This window comes from Mesorhizobium sp. Ca11 (assembly GCF_020165275.1).
Lineage (GTDB): Bacteria > Pseudomonadota > Alphaproteobacteria > Rhizobiales > Rhizobiaceae > Mesorhizobium.
In genome coordinates this window covers 173,926-190,295 of the sequence record NZ_JAIUHU010000012.1, presented here as the reverse complement: position 1 = coordinate 190,295, position 16,370 = coordinate 173,926, and the positions used below count along the sequence as shown (strand labels likewise).

Annotated in this window: 13 protein-coding genes and 1 pseudogene; 5 read left to right on the top strand and 9 right to left on the bottom strand. The window is 65.1% G+C overall.

Annotated features, from left to right (window positions below; translation table 11 throughout):
* Positions 1–1,174: alpha/beta hydrolase (locus LB538_RS21490; protein ID WP_318012435.1), on the top strand; the 1,174-nt coding region annotated here is incomplete at its 5' end.
* Positions 1,175–1,289: 115 nt separating this feature from the next.
* On the opposite strand, the gene pyk is transcribed toward LB538_RS21490, so the two are convergent.
* Together pyk and LB538_RS21480 are read right to left on the bottom strand one after the other, a co-directional pair.
* A complete protein-coding gene (pyk, locus tag LB538_RS21485) occupies positions 1,290–2,717 on the bottom strand; it encodes a pyruvate kinase (protein ID WP_224532691.1) in 1,428 nt (475 codons plus the stop codon).
* A complete protein-coding gene (locus LB538_RS21480; protein WP_095767317.1) occupies positions 2,714–3,202 on the bottom strand; it encodes a DUF1036 domain-containing protein in 489 nt (162 codons plus the stop codon). Before LB538_RS21480 ends, pyk begins: the two co-directional genes overlap by 4 nt.
* 235 nt (positions 3,203–3,437) lie before the next feature.
* Here LB538_RS21480 and LB538_RS21475 point away from each other — a divergent pair, with 235 nt between their 5' ends.
* From LB538_RS21475 to LB538_RS21460, 4 genes and pseudogenes are all read left to right on the top strand, one after another.
* The gene (locus LB538_RS21475; RefSeq protein ID WP_224532693.1) at positions 3,438–4,235 is read left to right on the top strand and encodes an N-formylglutamate amidohydrolase; all 798 of its coding nucleotides are present in this window, start codon (positions 3,438–3,440) and stop codon (positions 4,233–4,235) included.
* Between the two features lie 23 nt (positions 4,236–4,258).
* Complete coding sequence (locus LB538_RS21470) at positions 4,259–4,567, top strand: DUF1244 domain-containing protein (protein WP_224532694.1); 309 nt, start codon at positions 4,259–4,261, stop codon at positions 4,565–4,567.
* Positions 4,568–4,954: 387 nt separating this feature from the next.
* Complete coding sequence (locus LB538_RS21465) at positions 4,955–6,136, top strand: MFS transporter (protein WP_224532700.1); 1,182 nt, start codon at positions 4,955–4,957, stop codon at positions 6,134–6,136.
* Between the two features lie 52 nt (positions 6,137–6,188).
* Positions 6,189–6,722, top strand: a pseudogene (locus tag LB538_RS21460) (oxidoreductase); the annotation flags it as partial.
* A gap of 376 nt (positions 6,723–7,098) precedes the next feature.
* Here LB538_RS21460 and LB538_RS21455 read toward each other — a convergent pair.
* From LB538_RS21455 to LB538_RS21425, 7 genes are all read right to left on the bottom strand, one after another.
* Positions 7,099–7,257: a DUF3309 family protein gene (locus LB538_RS21455; RefSeq protein ID WP_224532701.1), complete on the bottom strand. Its 159-nt coding sequence runs from the start codon at positions 7,255–7,257 to the stop codon at positions 7,099–7,101.
* A 97-nt stretch (positions 7,258–7,354) separates the two neighbouring features.
* Complete coding sequence (locus LB538_RS21450; protein ID WP_224532702.1) at positions 7,355–10,531, bottom strand: efflux RND transporter permease subunit; 3,177 nt, start codon at positions 10,529–10,531, stop codon at positions 7,355–7,357.
* A 75-nt stretch (positions 10,532–10,606) separates the two neighbouring features.
* The gene (locus LB538_RS21445; protein WP_224532703.1) at positions 10,607–11,791 is read right to left on the bottom strand and encodes an efflux RND transporter periplasmic adaptor subunit; all 1,185 of its coding nucleotides are present in this window, start codon (positions 11,789–11,791) and stop codon (positions 10,607–10,609) included.
* 86 nt (positions 11,792–11,877) lie between these two features.
* On the bottom strand, positions 11,878–12,096 hold the full coding sequence (locus LB538_RS21440) for a hypothetical protein (RefSeq protein ID WP_224532704.1): 219 nt from the start codon (positions 12,094–12,096) through the stop codon (positions 11,878–11,880).
* Positions 12,097–12,158: 62 nt separating this feature from the next.
* Positions 12,159–13,580: a coniferyl aldehyde dehydrogenase gene (locus tag LB538_RS21435; protein WP_224532705.1), complete on the bottom strand. Its 1,422-nt coding sequence runs from the start codon at positions 13,578–13,580 to the stop codon at positions 12,159–12,161.
* Positions 13,581–13,702: 122 nt separating this feature from the next.
* Positions 13,703–14,833: a patatin-like phospholipase family protein gene (locus LB538_RS21430; protein WP_224532706.1), complete on the bottom strand. Its 1,131-nt coding sequence runs from the start codon at positions 14,831–14,833 to the stop codon at positions 13,703–13,705.
* Positions 14,834–15,204: 371 nt separating this feature from the next.
* On the bottom strand, positions 15,205–16,290 hold the full coding sequence (locus LB538_RS21425) for a citrate synthase/methylcitrate synthase (RefSeq protein ID WP_224527919.1): 1,086 nt from the start codon (positions 16,288–16,290) through the stop codon (positions 15,205–15,207).
* Positions 16,291–16,370 lie beyond the last annotated feature (80 nt).

Below are 16,370 nucleotides of genomic sequence, written 5' to 3'. Positions count from 1 at the left end.
TACTGCCTACTGCCTACTGCCTACTGCCTACTGCCTACTGCCTACTGCCTACTGCCTACTGCCTACTGCCTACTGCCCTACTGCCCTACTGCCCTACTCCCCTATTCCCCTCATGAATCTCATCTGCGCCGCCCTCCTCTTCCTCGTCGCTCTCCTCTTTGCCTTCGCCGGCGTCACCCGCGCCGGCGTCTGGCTGGTCGAGCGACGCAGCCCGCCTGCCGGCGCGTTCGCCGAGATCGATGGCGCGCGCATCCATTACGTCCATATCCCGGCGCCGGCTAGCGCCGACCTGCCGCCGGTCGTCTTCATCCATGGCGCCAGCGCCAATCTCAAGGACCAGATGCTGCCGCTGAGGCCCCTGCTCGGGAGCCGCGCCGAAATGCTGTTCCTCGACCGCCCGGGGCTCGGCTGGTCGGAGCGCGGCGACAATGAGACATTGGCGAAGCAGGCGGATACGATCGCCGTGCTGATGGACCGTATCGGCATTGAAAAGGCAGTCATCGTCGCCCATTCCTTCGGCGGCGCGATCACCACGGCCTTCGCCCGTCAGCATCCGGAAAAAACGCTTGGCCTCATCTTCCTTTCGCCCGCCACGCATCCCTGGCCGGGCGGCGCGACCGCCTGGTACTACAAGCTCACGGCCACGCCGGCGATCGGCTGGCTGTTTTCCGAAACGCTCGCCTACCCGGCCGGCATGCTGCAGATCGGCGGCGCGACGTCTTGTGTCTTTTCGCCGAACGCTGTGCCGGACTCCTATGTCGACAATGCCTCGATCCCGCTGGTGCTGCGCCCGTCCGCCTTCCGCGCCAACGCCCGCGATGTCGCCCAGCTCTACGACTATGTCCGCGCCGCCTCGCCTGGCTATCGCGAAATCAAGGCGCCGACGGTCGTCATTTCGGGCGATCGCGACAAGGTGGTCTACGCGACAATCCATTCCATCGGCCTGGAACACGACATTCCTGGCGCCGAACTGGTCTGGATCCACAATCTCGGCCACAAGCCGGACTGGATCGCGCCCGACCTCGTGGTCGGCGCCATTGCGAAAGTGGCCGGCGCGCCGATCGATTTGCAGGCGATGGCCAAGACCGTGGAAGGCCGGATCGCCGGCGATGCGCAAGGCGCAGGTAGATGTCCTGAGCTCCGAGTGCCAGACGCAGAACTCGCGCCGGGCTGAACTCGAAGGTTCAAGCGCCAAGGGCCGTAACCTTCAGGGAGCGGAGAAGCCTATGAGAGCTTCGGCCGGCGAAGGCCGGAAGCGCAGGCCGGCCTCACCCGGATATCAACACGCCCTAATGGGTCTCCGACCCCACATACGCAATTCGCAGCATATTGGTCGAGCCGGGCGTCCTCAGCGGCACGCCGGCCGTGATGATGACGCGGTCGCCCGGCTTGCCGAAGCCTTCCTCCAGCGCGATGCGGCAGGCCCGATCGACCATGTCGTCGAGGTCGGTCGCGTCCGGCGAGACGACGCAATGCGTGCCCCACAAGAGCGACAGCCGGCGCGCCGTGTTGACGATCGGCGACAACGCCACGATCGGCACCTGCGGGCGCTCGCGCGCGGCGCGCAGACCGGTGGTGCCCGACGCGGTGTAGGAGATGATCGCCGACAGTTTCAGCGTCTCGGCGATCTCGCGCGCGGCCAGCGAGATGGCGTCGGCGCCGGTGGCTTCCGGCTCAGAGCGCTGCGCATTGATGATACCGGCATAGGTCGGGTCGGTTTCGACCTTGGTGGCAATGCGGTTCATCATGGCGACCGCCTCGACCGGATAGGCGCCGGCCGCGGATTCGGCCGAAAGCATGATCGCGTCCGCGCCTTCGAAGACGGCGATCGACACGTCGGAGACCTCGGCCCGGGTCGGCACGGGCGCGGTGATCATCGATTCCAGCATCTGGGTGGCGATCACCACCGGCTTGCCGGCGCGGCGCGCCGCGCGCGTGATCTGCTTCTGGATGCCAGGCACGGCTTCGAGCGGCATCTCGACGCCGAGATCGCCGCGGGCGACCATCAGCGCGTCGGAGAGCTCGATGATTTCGGGGAGCCGCGCCACCGCCTGCGGCTTCTCGATCTTGGCCATGATCAGCGCGCGGCCGCGCGCGATCTTGCGGGCCTCCGCAAGGTCCTCCGGCCGCTGCACGAAGGACAGCGCCACCCAGTCGACGCCGGTGGCAAGCACCGCGTCGAGATCGGCGCGGTCTTTCTCGGTCAGTGCGCCGACCGGCAGGTCGGTGTCGGGCAGGCTGACCCCCTTCTTGTCGGAAATGCCCGAGCCGGCGATGACCGTGCAGGTGATCGACTTGCCGTCGCTCTTCAGCGCCTTCAGCTCCAGCTTGCCGTCGTCGATCAAAAGACGGTGACCGGCCTCGACCGAGCTCAGGATTTCGGGATGCGGCAGATACACCCGCTTCGACGTGCCGGCTTCGGGATTGTCGTCGAGCGTGAAAGTCTGGCCGACAGCCAGCGCTTCCTTGACGTTGGCGAACTTGCCGACCCTGAGCTTCGGGCCCTGCAGGTCGGCCAGGATGCCGATCGGTCGGCCGACGGCCGCCTCGACGGCGCGGATGCGGCCGACCAGCGTGCGCATCAGCTCGTGGTCGGTATGGCTCATATTGATGCGGAAGACATCTGCGCCCGCTTCGAAGAGCTTTCTCAGCATCTCCTCGGAGGAGGAAGCCGGACCGATGGTGGCGAGGATCTTGACCTTGCGGCTACGTCTCATTGACTGTTTGTTCCCGGAGCGGGGGTCGCTGGCGCGCCTCCCGTTGCGGGCTCGTCGGTCAGCTGGACCATCCAGCTGGCCTGCTCGCCCGTGTCATATTCCTGAAATCCGGCGCGTTGGAAGCCCCGGGCGACGCAATCATTCACGCCGGCTATCTTGAACTCTTTTTCGGCGACGCACATGTTGATCGGGCCGTCCCAGCGCCCGCCACGTTCGGCGTCTTCTGCATAAAGATAGTAAAACCTTGATGACAGCGGACCCTCGATCAGCGTCTTGCAGGTCGATCCTTCGATGTGCCACCAGCCCTCGGTGATCCAGCCGGCCTTGGCGCGATAGCCGATGCCGACGCCCACCAGATTTTGCGTCGCGTTGCAAACGCGGAAGTCGGCCCGGGCCGGCGAGGTCGCGGCTATCGCGAAAAAACCCGCGCCGACGATCAGCAACGGCACGGCCAGGCGCTTGCGCAACCGACCGGCAAAACCCATCGCAGATCCCCTTGCGAACCACATTTGCATCTCTCGAAGCCCTTTTCAGCAAACTCCGGGCGCATGTCAACGCGCCGTTTTGTTCAATTCCAATCGATTTAGAAGGGCCCGTCGCGCAAATTCTCCCTCGGTCGGTGATTTTTTGCGGAAACCTTGGCCAAACAACGGCATTGCGCCGGCGTCCTCTTCGTGGAATGACGATAGCACATCGCAGCCGCCATCCCCTTTTCAGCCGATGACCCGATCCACAGTTTTCACGCCGTTCGACGTAGTCGAGGGCGACCGCAAGAAAGGCGTCGTGCTTCTCGCCGACCACGCCCGCCGCGATCTCCCCGACGAATACGGCAGTCTCGGCTTGCCGGCGTCCGAATTCGACCGTCACATCGCCTATGACATCGGCGTCGAGACGGTGACGCGCGAGCTCGCCGCTGCGCTTGACGTGCCGGCGGTGCTTGCCGGCTTCTCGCGGCTGCTGATCGACCCCAACCGGGGCGAGGACGACCCAACCATGATCCGCCAGCTCTATGACGGGACCGTGGTGCCGGGAAACTATCCGATTGCCCGGGAGGAGCGCGAGCGGCGGCTCGACCGTTTCTACCGGCCCTATCACGACGCCGTCGGGGCGATGATTGCCTCCGTCGCCCATGCTTCGGGCAAGGCGCCGTTCATCCTCTCCGTGCATTCCTTCACGCCGGCGATGCAGGGTTTTGTCCGCCCCTGGCATGTCGGCGTCCTGTGGGACCGAGACGACCGCGTGGCGCGGCCGCTGATCGACATGCTCGCCGAGGACAAGTCCCTCGTCGTCGGCGACAATGAACCCTATGACGGCGCGCTGCGCGGCGACACCATGTTCCGCCATGCCATCGTCAACGGCTACGCGCATGCGCTGATCGAGATCCGTCAGGACCTGATCGCCGACCGCGCCGGCGCCTTGGCCTGGGCCGAACGCCTGGCGCCGATCGTTGACGCCATCGACCGGCGCCCCGATATACATCAGGTGAAAATGTTCGGCTCGCGCACCGGGCCTGTGTGACGAGACCGACGGCGGAGTTCCCCATGACCGAGCTCAACGACGACCAGAAACGCGATTTCGAGGCAGCCGCGTTCCGCCGGCTGGTGGCGCATCTGCGCGAGCGCGGCGATGTCCAGAACATCGACCTGATGAACCTCGCCGGCTTCTGCCGCAACTGCCTGTCCAACTGGTATCGCGAAGCCGCCGAAGCCGAAGGTGTGGCATTGTCGAAAGAAGCTGCGCGCGAGATCATCTACGGCATGCCCTATGCCGAATGGCAGGCGCTCAACCAGACCGAGGCGTCGGAAGCCAAGAAGGCCGAGTTCGAGGCGCGACGGCCAAAGGATCACTAAGCAGCGACGACGCACGCTTTCGCGACTTCGTCATTCCAGGGCGGAGCGTAGCGGAGACCCTGGAATCCATTCCGTGACGACTGCCGAAGAGCACGGCGATCCAGAATATCGTCGCATCGGCGCCGCCCGGGAACATTCTGCATGGTAGCGGCGCTCCTAAGTCACGGAATGGATCCTCGGGTCTACGCGCGTCGCTTCGCTCCTTGCTCCGCCCGTGGATGACGAACGGAGAGGCGTCGCAGCAATCGTCAAAGCAGCAGCCTGCCGCGAACGACGCCGACCCCCGATCGCGCCCTTGGTCCAAGCACTTCCCCGCTGCGGTCCTTGACTACAAATTGAATCGATCTAATTTGCCGCGCGAATCCTTTGCATGGCGGATTTCAGACGATGAGCGTGCAAACCACGATGCAGGCCGCGGCGCGCGGCCGCTGGGCCGTCGCCGGTATTTTCCTCGCCAATGGTTTCTTGACCGGCAGCTGGGCGCCGCAGATCCCGGTTTTTCTCACCCGGCTCGACATCACCCGATTCACTCTCGGCCTGCTGATCCTCCTGTTCGGCGTCGGCGCGGTCATTGCCATGACCTGGTGCGGCCATCTGATCTCCCGGCACGGCTCGCGTAGCGTGACGCGCTGGTTCGGTGTCTGCGGCAGCTTCGGCCTGCTGATCGTGGCGCTCGCCCCTAACGTTCCGCTGGCGGCGATTGCCATGCTCGTCTTCGGCGGCTCAATCGGCGGCATGGATGTCGCGATGAACTCGAATGCCGTCGTGGTGGAAAGGCGGCTTTCGCGCGCGATCATGTCGTCGTCGCACGGCTTCTGGAGCCTCGGCGGCTTCGCCGGCGGCGCGCTCGGCGGCTACTCGATCCAGAATTACGGCTATCTTGCCCATGCCGTCGCGGTGACGGTGATCGCCTTTGCCGTCATCGCGTTTGCCGTTCGTTATCTCATCGCCGAGGGCCGGCCGCAGGCGGTCGAGCACCAGAAGTTCACGCTGCCGCGGCACATGGCCGTCTATCTGGTCGGGCTGATGGCGCTGCTCACCATGATCTCGGAAGGCGCGGTGCTCGACTGGGCGGCGCTCTTCCTGCACCAGGAACTGAGCGCCGATCTCGCGGTCGCCGGGCTGGCCTATGCCGCCTTCTCCGGGGTCATGGCGCTGATGCGTTTCCTGGGCGACGGCGTGCGCAACCGCTTCGGCGCGGTGTCGACCTTGCGCGGCTCCGCGCTGGTCGCCGCCGCCGGCATGCTGGTCGCCGGCCTCTCGCCGTCGCCTTACCTTGCCATAGCCGCCTTTGCTTTCTGCGGCTTCGGCATCGCCAACATGGTGCCGATCATCTTTTCGGCCGGCGGCAATCAGGAAGGCATGTCGTCCGGCACCGGCATGAGCGTCGTCACCACCATGGGCTATTCCGGCATATTGGTGGCGCCGTCGGCAATCGGCTTCGTCGCCGAGCATTCGAGCTTCGGCCCGATCTTCGTTGCGCTGTCCGCGCTGCTGGTCGTCGTGCTCTTGATGGCCGGCCTCGCTCACCGGGCCGAATTCGCACCTGAACCCGTCCCAGCCGAATAGCGCTTCAGTTCCTCGCGCAGGAAATCCGCCACGCGGCGGATGCGCATGCGGCGAGGCCGAAGCCGGCCGCGTGCGCACCATTGTCCTGCGCGCGGGCGATTTCTTCGGCGGTACCGGCTCCGGCTCCTGGTTCGACCTCATCGTCGTCGCCAAGATGGAGAAGGGCGCCTACACCGCGCCTGGCCCGGCCGACCTCGTGCATGAATGGGCCTATCTGCCGGACTTCGCCGTCGGCTTCATCGGCCTGGCGAAGAACCTCGACAAAACAGGCTTCTACGAGGCCATCAATTTCCCCGGCCACGCCGTCACCGACCTGGATATGAAGGCCGCGGCCGAGAGGGCGCTGGGCCGCAAGCTGAAGCTCTCCTTCATGCCCTGGTGGGTGCTGCGCGCCGGCAGCCCGTTCGTGGCCATGTGGCGCGAGATCGTCTCGATGTCCTATCTGCGCTTCGAAGCGCACCGGCTGGTCTCGACGCGGCTGGAGGAGGTCATCGGCGAAATCCCGCACACCCCGCTCGACCACGCGGTGAAGGAAGCATTGCAGGATATCGGCGTCGCCGCGGAGGCGTCGCGCCTCGCCGCCTGATCGCAGCATGCCAAAAAGCGGCCGATCCGGCAGCCCGGCTGCAAACTACAAGGATCGGTCGGGCATGTCTGCGTTGGCAGGCCGTATGCCTTGGAGACTGGCTGAGGCCTCCCAACCTCGTCATCCACGGGCGGAGCAAGGAGCGAAGCGACGCGCGCAGACCCGAGGATCCGTTCCGTGACCTCGAAGCGTAGCAAGAGTGCAGAATTCTGCTTCGCCGCATCCCACGGCCCAGTTCACGGAATGGATTCCAGGGTCTCCGCGACGCCGCTTCGCGGCTGCTCCGCCCTGGAATGACGAGATTGGGCAAAGCTTCAGCTAATTCCCAGCGTTTGCGCTGGCTGCAGCCTTTCAAATCCCTGGACCGAGGAACCGGTCAGATCCTGCCCATCAACAAGAGTATCAACAGCACGACCAGGATGACGCCGATGATGCCCGAGGGGCCGTAGCCCCAGGATCGCGAATGCGGCCATGCCGGCACGGCGCCGATCAGGATCAGGATAAGGATAATTACGAGAATTGTGCCGATCGTCATGAAAAACCCTCGCCGTCTGGTTGAACTTCGAGGGAACAATGCAAAAAGCCGCCCGGTTGTTCCCGGGCGGCTTTTTTCCTTGGAGTTGTGAAACGCTCTATTCCGCGGCTTTCGGGAAGGCCTCCGCCGACCCCGCGCCCGTCTCGCTGGGCGGCTCGTCGGTCATGACCTTGCCTTTGCCGCGCCGCAACAGGCGGCTGAACCAGCCGCGGCGCTGGCCGGGCTTCACCTTGGCGCGGGTGAACACCATCAGCATCGAGGGCGTCACCACCAGCGTCAGCAGCGTGGCGAAGGACAGGCCGAAGACGATCGCCGAGGACAGCGAGATCCACCATTGCGTCGACGGCGCGTTGATCGTCGTCTCGTGATGGAAGATTTCGAGACCGAGCCCGAAGGCGATCGGCAGCACGCCGAGGATGGCCGAGACCGCCGTCAGCACCACCGGACGGGCGCGCTCGCGGCAGGTCTGCAGCACCGCATCCATCTTGTCCCAGCCTTCCTCGCGCAACCGGTCGTAAGTGTCGATGAGCACGATGTTGTTGTTCACCACCACACCGGCCAGCGCGATGACGCCGATGCCCGACATGACGATGCCAAAGGCCTCGCCTGTCAGAAGCAATCCGAGGAACACGCCGATCGTCGCCATGACCACGCAGGACAGGACGAGCCACACGCTGGTGAATTTGTTGAACTGCGCAAGCAGCACCAGGAAGATCAGGAAGATCGCTGCGCCGAAAGCCTTGCCGAGGAAGGCGCTGGCTTCCGCGCTGTCCTCGTTTGAGCCGGCGAGCTTCCAGCGGATGCCGCTGCCGAGATCCATATCGCTGACGGCCTTGGTCACCTGCTCCTGCACCGCCGCGACCTGCGCGCCGGCGCTGACATTGGCCTGCACGACCACGGTGCGCGCGCCGTCGATGCGGTTCAGGATGCCGACGGTCGGCTCCGGCTTGCGCACGACGAAGTTCGAGATCGGCACCGACCCTTGCGAGGTCTGCACCCTGAGCTCGTCGAGCGTCGACAGCGTGCGCCGGTCCTCAGGCAGGCGGAGCCGGATGTCGACCGCATCGTCAGCACCGGCCGGCCGGTATTCCGACAGCTTGAGGCCGTTGGTCACCAGTTGCACCACCGTGCCGACCGAAGTCGGGCTGATGCCGTATTGCGCCGCCTTGGCGCGGTCGACCTCGATCGCCCAATCGACGCCGGGCGGCGGCAGGCCGTCCGAAATGTCGATGACATTGGGGATCTTGGCGATGCGTGCCGCGACCGCGCGCGCCTTGTCGTCGAGCCCGGCCGGGTCGACGGCCGAAAGCCTGATCTGGATCGGCTTGCCGGTCGGCGGGCCGGCTTCCGGCACGCGCACTTCGACATCGACGCCGGGAATGCCGGCCATCACGCCGCGTAGGTCGTCGAGGATCTGGTTGGCCGACTTGCGCTCGCGCCAATCGACGAACTCGTACTGGATGACGCCGACCACGTCTTCCGGGATGTCCTGGCCGCCGCCTTGCGTCTTGCCGACGCGGGTATAGACCGACTTCACGCCGGGCCAGCCGAGCAGGCGGTTTTCCGCCGTTTTCGTCGCGGCGTCCATTTCGGCCAGCGAAAGATTGCCGCGGGCATGCACATAGAGCAGGCCGTAATCCGGCTCGACGCTGGGGAAGAACTCGACGCCGGCGCCATATTTCGAATAGGCGAAGCCGACGCCGACCAGAAGTCCGACGGTGAGCAGGATCACCGTGATCGGGAAGCGCACCGCCTGCTTGACCACCGCCATGTACCAGCCGTCGCGGTTGCCTTCCTCGTGATGCTCCGGCGCCTTGGCGAAGATCGCGCCCAAAGTCGGCGCAAAGACCAGCGCGTAGAGCATCGAGGCCGACAGCGTCACGATCAGCGTGATCGGCATATATTTCATGAAGTCGCCGATGATGCCCGGCCAGAACAGCAGCGGCGAGAAGGCGGCGATGCGCGTCATCGTCGCCGCGATGACCGGGCCGGCCATGCGCTTGGCGGCCAGCGCGAAGGCGTCCGCCTTCGGCATGCCCTCGCTCATGCGCCGTTCCGCGAATTCGGTGACGATGATGGCGTCATCCACCAGCATGCCGACGGCCAGGATCAGGCTGAACAGCACGATCATGTTGATCGTGTAGCCCATCATGGCAAGCAGCAGGATGCCCATCAGGAACGATGACGGGATGGCAAGCCCGATGAGCAGCGAGGCCCGCCCCGACAGCGCGTAGAGGATGACGATGAACACCAGGATGACGGCGATCATCACATGGTTCTGCAGGTCGCCCAGCAGCTGGTTGACGAAGACCGACTTGTCCTGCGTGTAGGTGACATGCATGCCCTCGGGCATGGTCTTGATAAAGGTGTCCGACACTTCCCTGACGTGGTTCAACGTGTCGATCAGGTTGGCGCCTATGCGCTTCTTGACTTCGATGGCGATCGCAGGCTTGCCATTGAGGCGAGTGACCGTCTCGGCGTCCTTGAAGGTCGAGCGTATGGTCGCGATGTCCTTGGCCTGGACCACGGCGTTCGGCGTGGCGACCACCGGCAGGTTGGCGACATCCTCGGGCGTCTCGATCAGCGACGGCACCTTGACCGCGTATTTGCCTTCCGAGCCTTCGAGATTGCCGGCCGCGACCAAGCTGTTGGAGGAGGCGACGCCCTGGATCACCTGGTCGAGCTGCAGTCCGTAGGAGGAAAGCTTCACCGGATCGACGACAACCTCGACAAGGTCGTCGCGAGCGCCCTGCAGCGAGCCTTCGAGCACGCCGGGCACCTCCTCGATGCGGTCGCGCAGCTCGCGCGCGGCCGACGTCAGCACGCGCTCCGGCACATCGCCGGAAAGCGTGACGACCAGAACCGGGAATTCCGAGACGTTGACCTCGTTGACGGTCGGCTCTTCCGCCGCCTGCGGCAGGTCGGCCTTGGCGTCCTGCACCTTGCTGCGCGTATCCTGCAGCGCCGTCGCGAGATCCGTCTGCGGCTGGAATTCGACCAGCACATAGCCGCCGCCCTGGAAGGCGGCTGAGCGCATCTCCTTGAGCCCCTTGAGACTCTTGAGCTTGCTTTCCATCGGCCTGAGCAGCAGGCGCTCGGAATCCTCCGGCGAGATGCCCTGATAGATCAGGCTGACATACATCATCGGAATCGGAACGTCGGGCTCTGCTTCCTTCGGCGTGGACTGGTAGGCGACCCAGCCCGCGACGACCAGGAACAGCAGCGCCGAAATCGTGAGGCGAGCGTTGTTGATGGCGAGTCTGACGATATCCATGACTACGGCCTGTTATGCTTCGGGGGGCTGCGGACTGCCATCGCCGGATTGGTCCGGCGACGGACGGGTCCTGCTTTACTGCGTGCCGGCGGTGGCTTCGCCGATCAGCTTGTTGATGGTCGCCTGGTCGGCCTCGACGGGCTTCACCGGATCGCCCTCCTTCACCAGCTCCTGGCCGGCGACGATGATGCGCGCATCTTGCGGAATGCCGCCCAGCACCAGGCCGTGCGGCGTGTCGTCGACCAGGTCGATCGGAAAGAACGCCACCTTGTCGTCCTTGCCGACGGCGCGAATGCCGAGGTCGCCCTTGTCGCCGAGCGTCACCACCGAACGCGGCAGCATGACCGCGTTGGTCGGCTCGGCGCTGAGCGCGATCTCGGCCGTCATGCCGGCGGGGATGGAGCCGTCGGGATTGGGTATCGCCACCTCGACGCGGAAGGTGCGGGTCTGCGCCGAGGCATCGCGGCTGATGTAGCGCACGGTGCCGGTGACCTTCTGGTCGTTGACGAGGCGGACATCGGCCTCGTCGCCGATCTTGACGTAGCGCAGGTCGCGCTCGCTGATCTCGCCGCGGGCGATGACCGGATCGAGCTTCAGGACTGTCGCCACCTCGCCGCCCTGCATCACCGAGCTGCCGAGCTCCACCGGGATGCGGTCGATGACGCCGTCGAATGGCGCCTTGACCTCGTTGCGGTCGAGCTCCGCCTGCGCGGTGTCCAGCTGCGATTGCGCCAGCGTCAGGTTGGAGCGGGCGGTATCGAGCTGCAGCTTCGGCAGATTGCCGGTCTTGGCCAGCCGCTCGGCGGCATCGAGCTCGGCTTTGCGCTGCGCCAGCAATTGCTTGGCATTGTCGACGTTGGAGATCTTCTCCTCGGCCGCGAGCATCAGCACGAGGTCGCCGGTCTTGACGCGGTCGCCCTGCTTGACCGGCAACTTCTCGATGACGCCGGCGACGCGCGTCGCCAGCACGGCCCGCTTGTCGGCCTCGGTCAGGCCGGAGATGCGGATGGCGCGCGCATAGGTCTTGCGCGGCGGCGTCACCACCGCGACCGTGCGCAACGCGGCCTTGGGCTCGGCTTGCGCGGCGTCCTGCTTGGTGGCCTCCGGCTGAGCGGGCTTGCCGGCGTCGGCGTGCTTGTCCGTGGCGACCGACTTGTCGGCGGCGCTACCGACGGACGAAAACTCACCCGTGCCCATCCAGGCCGCGAATCCGATGAGCACGACAATGGCAGCAAGCTTGTGAAACCTGATTTTCGGCATCGTCATTTTTTCCGTTGCAGGACCTGGCGAGGTCGGCGCTTCCGACTTCGGGCGCGCGGCCGATATGGGTGTGCGCGGGGCCTAGTTCAATTTGCCGTGATCGGCGAAGCGCAGCTTCTACCTGAAAGTTGCGGCGCAATATAGTCGGAAAAGTTGTGGTAGCATTGCGAAGTGGAACGTGGTTCCTCGACAAATCCAAGCTTTTCTGCCAGACGGCTGCGCTTTTTTCCGGCGCGCCAATAGTTTTCCATGGCTTCCCTGACGTTACTGGCAGCAGCCGTCAGGATGATGCGGAAAGCTCCCATATGAAGCGCCGATCATCCGCGTTGACCGCGGTTCCGTCCCCGCCATTCCCGGGCTGAAGCTGTCAAGTGATGAGCTTCAGCAGCCGGAAAAGACGCTCGAATGTCTTGCCATAGGGCGGGCGCAGCAGGCCGCCGGCGCTGAGCTTCGACTGGATGAAGATCGGCTTTTCCTTGCTGAAGGTGCGAAAACCCCACTCGCCGTGATAGGCGCCCATGCCGCTGTCGCCGACGCCGCCGAAGGGCTGCCGCTCCTGCGCCAGATGCATCATGCAGTCATTGACCGTGACGCCGCCGGCCACGGTTTCGCGCATGACCCTGCGGCGATTGGCGCTGTCGCTGCCGAACCAGTAAAGCGCCAGTGGACGCTCGCCCCGGTTCACATGATCGATAGCCTCGTCCACGCTGCCATATTCGACGATCGGCAGCACCGGTCCGAAAATCTCCTCGCGCATCAGCCGCAGAGTCTCGCCGGCATTGCGCACCAGCACGGGCGCCATCTTGCGGTCGCTGATGCCGAGCTTCTCGTTCGCAGGATTGACCTCGATGATGTCGGCACCGGCGTCGCGCGCCTCGGCGATCATATCGCTCAGCCGCCGATGATGCCGCTCGCTGACGATCGCCGTATAGTCGGGATTGTCGCCGAGGCGCGGATAGAGCTTCGCGATTGCCGCCGCGAACTTGGCCGCGACCGCCGCGCCCTGGCCTTGCGGGATCATCAGATAGTCGGGCGCGATGCAGGTTTGGCCGGCATTGAGCAATTTGCCATAGGCGACGCTGGCGACCGCCGCATCGAGATCGCAGGAGGGATCGAAGATCGCCGGCGACTTGCCGCCGAGCTCGAGCGTCACCGGCGTCAGATTGGCAGCGGCAGCCAGCGCAACCTGGCGGCCGACGGCGGTCGAGCCCGTGAACAGGAGGTGGTCGAACGGCAAGGACACGAACGCCTTGCCGACCTCCGCGTCGCCGACCGCCAGGCTGACCTCGTCGGCGGCGAAATATTTTTCGACAAGGCTGGCGAGCAGGTCCGAAAATTTCGGCGTCAGCTCCGAAGGCTTGATCAGCACGCGGTTGCCGGCGGCCAGAGCGGCGGTCGCCGGCGCGATGGCGAGCTGGAAAGGATAGTTCCAGGGCGAGACGATGCCGACGACGCCGAGCGGCTGCGGCAAGAGGCGGTTGCGGCCGGGCAGGAAGGGAAGGCTGGTGGCGACGCGGCGCTCGCGCATCCAGGCGCCGAGATGCGACAGCGCATGCCTGATGCCCGCGCGCACGACGAACAGTTCGGCAAGCCGCGTCTCCTGAGCCGAGCGGGCGGAAAAATCGCTGTCGATCGCCGCGCAGATCTCGGCTTCGTGCTTTTCAGTGAGCGCCAGCAGGCGCTTCAGCCGATCCTTGCGCACGTCCAACGTCGGGAACGGCTCCTTCTCGAAGGCCCTGCACTGCGCTTCAAACCTGACCCCGAGAGCGTTTTGTCTGGTTTGCAGCATCGCGACCTCCCTTTACGTTCAGGTAAGCTATATCGCCCTGACAACCGAATCCAGCATTGCCCCGGTTCCGCTGGGGAAGATGCTGACAGCCGGAGCGGACTTGCTGACAGGTATGGAAGACGTCAGGCGCGGCGGCGCGCGGATTCTGGCTTAATGTGCGCTGCCAGGAACTCCTTGACGCGACGCCCGGGTGCCGGGCCGCGCAGCGGCTTGAAGCCGTCGTCGAGCTCGCCTGAAAGATCGAGCGTGGCGTGCTGGCCGACGGCGTCGTAATTCTCTTCCAGCCAGTCGCTGGCGGCGCTGCGGCCGAGGTCGCGCAGATAGGCGATGAAAGCCCATTCGGCGTTGACCTTGGACGACGCGGAGAGGTCCTTGAAAGCCTCGTCGGCGTCGATGCGGTGCATGCGGATGTCGCGGTATTCGCCATGCGGCAGGCGTCCGGCCGCGATCAACTCCTTGACGAAGGCGATCGAGCGGAATTCGCGCAGCAGCCCGGCGTTGAAGGTGATCTCGTCGATGCGGTTCTGGATCTCATTGGCGCTCTTCGGCGTGCCTTCGCGCACCACCGGATTGATCTGCACCAGGAGCACGTCCTCGGTCGCCGCCGTCTTGAAGAACGGATAGAGCGCCGGATTGCCGCCATAGCCGCCATCCCAATAGGGCACGCCCTTGATCTCGACGGCTCGGAACAATTGCGGCAGGCAGGCCGAGGCCATCACCGTGTCGAGGTCGATCTCGCCGTCGGAGAAGACGCGCAACTGTCCGGTTTCGACATTGGTCGCCGAAATGAACAGCTCCATCGACTTGCAGGCGCGCACATTGCCGAAGTCGATCTCCTTGGCCACCACATCGCGCAGCGGGTTGAGGCCGAGCGGATTGGCGACATAGGGCGAGAACACCCGCGACATCGTGTCGAAGATGAAATAGCCTGGCGTGTTCTCGATCGACCAGTTGCCCCAGACCACGTCCCACGGCATGCGCTGCACCGGACTGAAACGCCCCTTCGAGGCCACCGCTCGCCAGAAATCGTCGAGCTTTTTGCGCGCGCCTTCGACGCCGCCCCGGACATATCCGTCGGCCAGCGCCACCGCGTTCATGGCGCCCGCGCTGGTGCCGGACACCGCCGCGATCTCCAACCGCCCATCCTCCAGCAGCCGGTCGAGCACGCCCCAGGAAAAGGCGCCATGCGAGCCGCCGCCCTGCAGCGCGATGTTGATCTTCTTCTTTTCCTCCGCCTTGCCGTTCTTCGCCATGGCGTTCCTTGTCTCGATGCGTCGGCCTACCGCTGCGTCATTTGCACGGAGCCGGCGCAGTCAGCCTATGTTGCAGTGCAGCATATAAGGGCAGACCAAGGCAAGAACACGAACACACAAGCGTGATCATGGGATTTTCCTCGCCCCACGAAGTGGGGAGAGGTGGCCCGGCGAAGCCGGGCCGGAGAGGGGCCTTCGCGACCGACGGAAGTTTTTTCCTCCCGCGAACTACCGTTGCCTCGTGAACTATTGAGGGCGCGCCCGGCACTTCGCGCGAAAGGGACGTTTCTTCACTGCTGGCGTCCCCCTCTCCGTCCCGGCTTCGCCGGGCCACCTCTCCCCCGCTTTGCGGGGGCGAGGAACCAAACCTCTCAGGCCATAAGATCGGGCACCGGCCCGACATAATGCGACTGCGGCCGGATGAGCCGCCCGGTCGCCTGCTGCTCGCGCGCGTGCGCGATCCAGCCGGCAACGCGGCCGGCGGCAAAGACGTTGGAGAACGCCTCTTTCGGGAAGCCGACCGCTTCCAAAAGAAGCGCGGTATAGAACTCGACATTGGTCTGGATCGAGCGCTGCGGCTTGGCGATCCTCAGCACCTCAAGCGCCGCCTGCTCCACAGTCTCGGCGAAGGCCAGCCGGCTGCCGGTTTCGCTGCGCGAACCGAGCTGCCGCACGACGGTCTTCAGCGCGTCGGCGCGCGGGTCGCGCACGCGGTAGATGCGATGGCCAAAGCCCATGATGCGCTGGCCATGCGCGATCTCGTTGCGCAGCCATGCCGTGGCGTCGCCGCTGGCCTCGATGGCGTCCAGCATTTCGATCACCGGCCCCGGCGCGCCGCCATGCAGCGGGCCTTTCAGCGCGCCGAGCCCGGCCAGGATCGCCGAGGTCAGTCCGGCCTGGGTCGAGGCTACCACGCGGGTCGCGAAGGTCGAGGCGTTGAGCCCGTGGTCGCAGACCGTCAACAGATAGCTGTCGAGCGCCTTGGCAAGCGCCGGCGAGGCGGAGCCGGAAAGCATGCGCAGCATGTCGCCGGCATGATCGGCTTTTTCGTCGGGAGCAATAGGCGTCTCGCCGCGGCCAAGGCGCAGCAAGGCCGGCGTCAGCACCGCAGGCGCCGCGACCAGCCGCAGCGCATCGGCAAGCCCCTCACCGTCGGGCAGGATGGCCATGCCGGCCCGCATTCCGCTGTAGATGTCGAGCGGCGCCAGCTGGGCAAGCATCGGCTGGACGCGGTCAAATACTTCAACCCGCGCCTTGCCGATCGCCTTCTCCAGTTCGGCATCGCTCGGAAGGTCGTCGAAGAAGCCGTCGAACAGCAGCCGCACCACCTGCGCGTAGCGCCGGCGGCCGGCGAGTTCCATCAGCGAATGGCCGCGGATGGTGAGGTGCCCGCCCGCGCCATCGACATCGGAAAGCACCGTGTCTGCCGCCACAACATCATCGAGCCCATTTGCCATGACCGTCTCCTTGACCTTTGGTGCACGACAATTAATGCTGCGCAATCAATGCATCAATCTTGATCAATATAATCAATGTA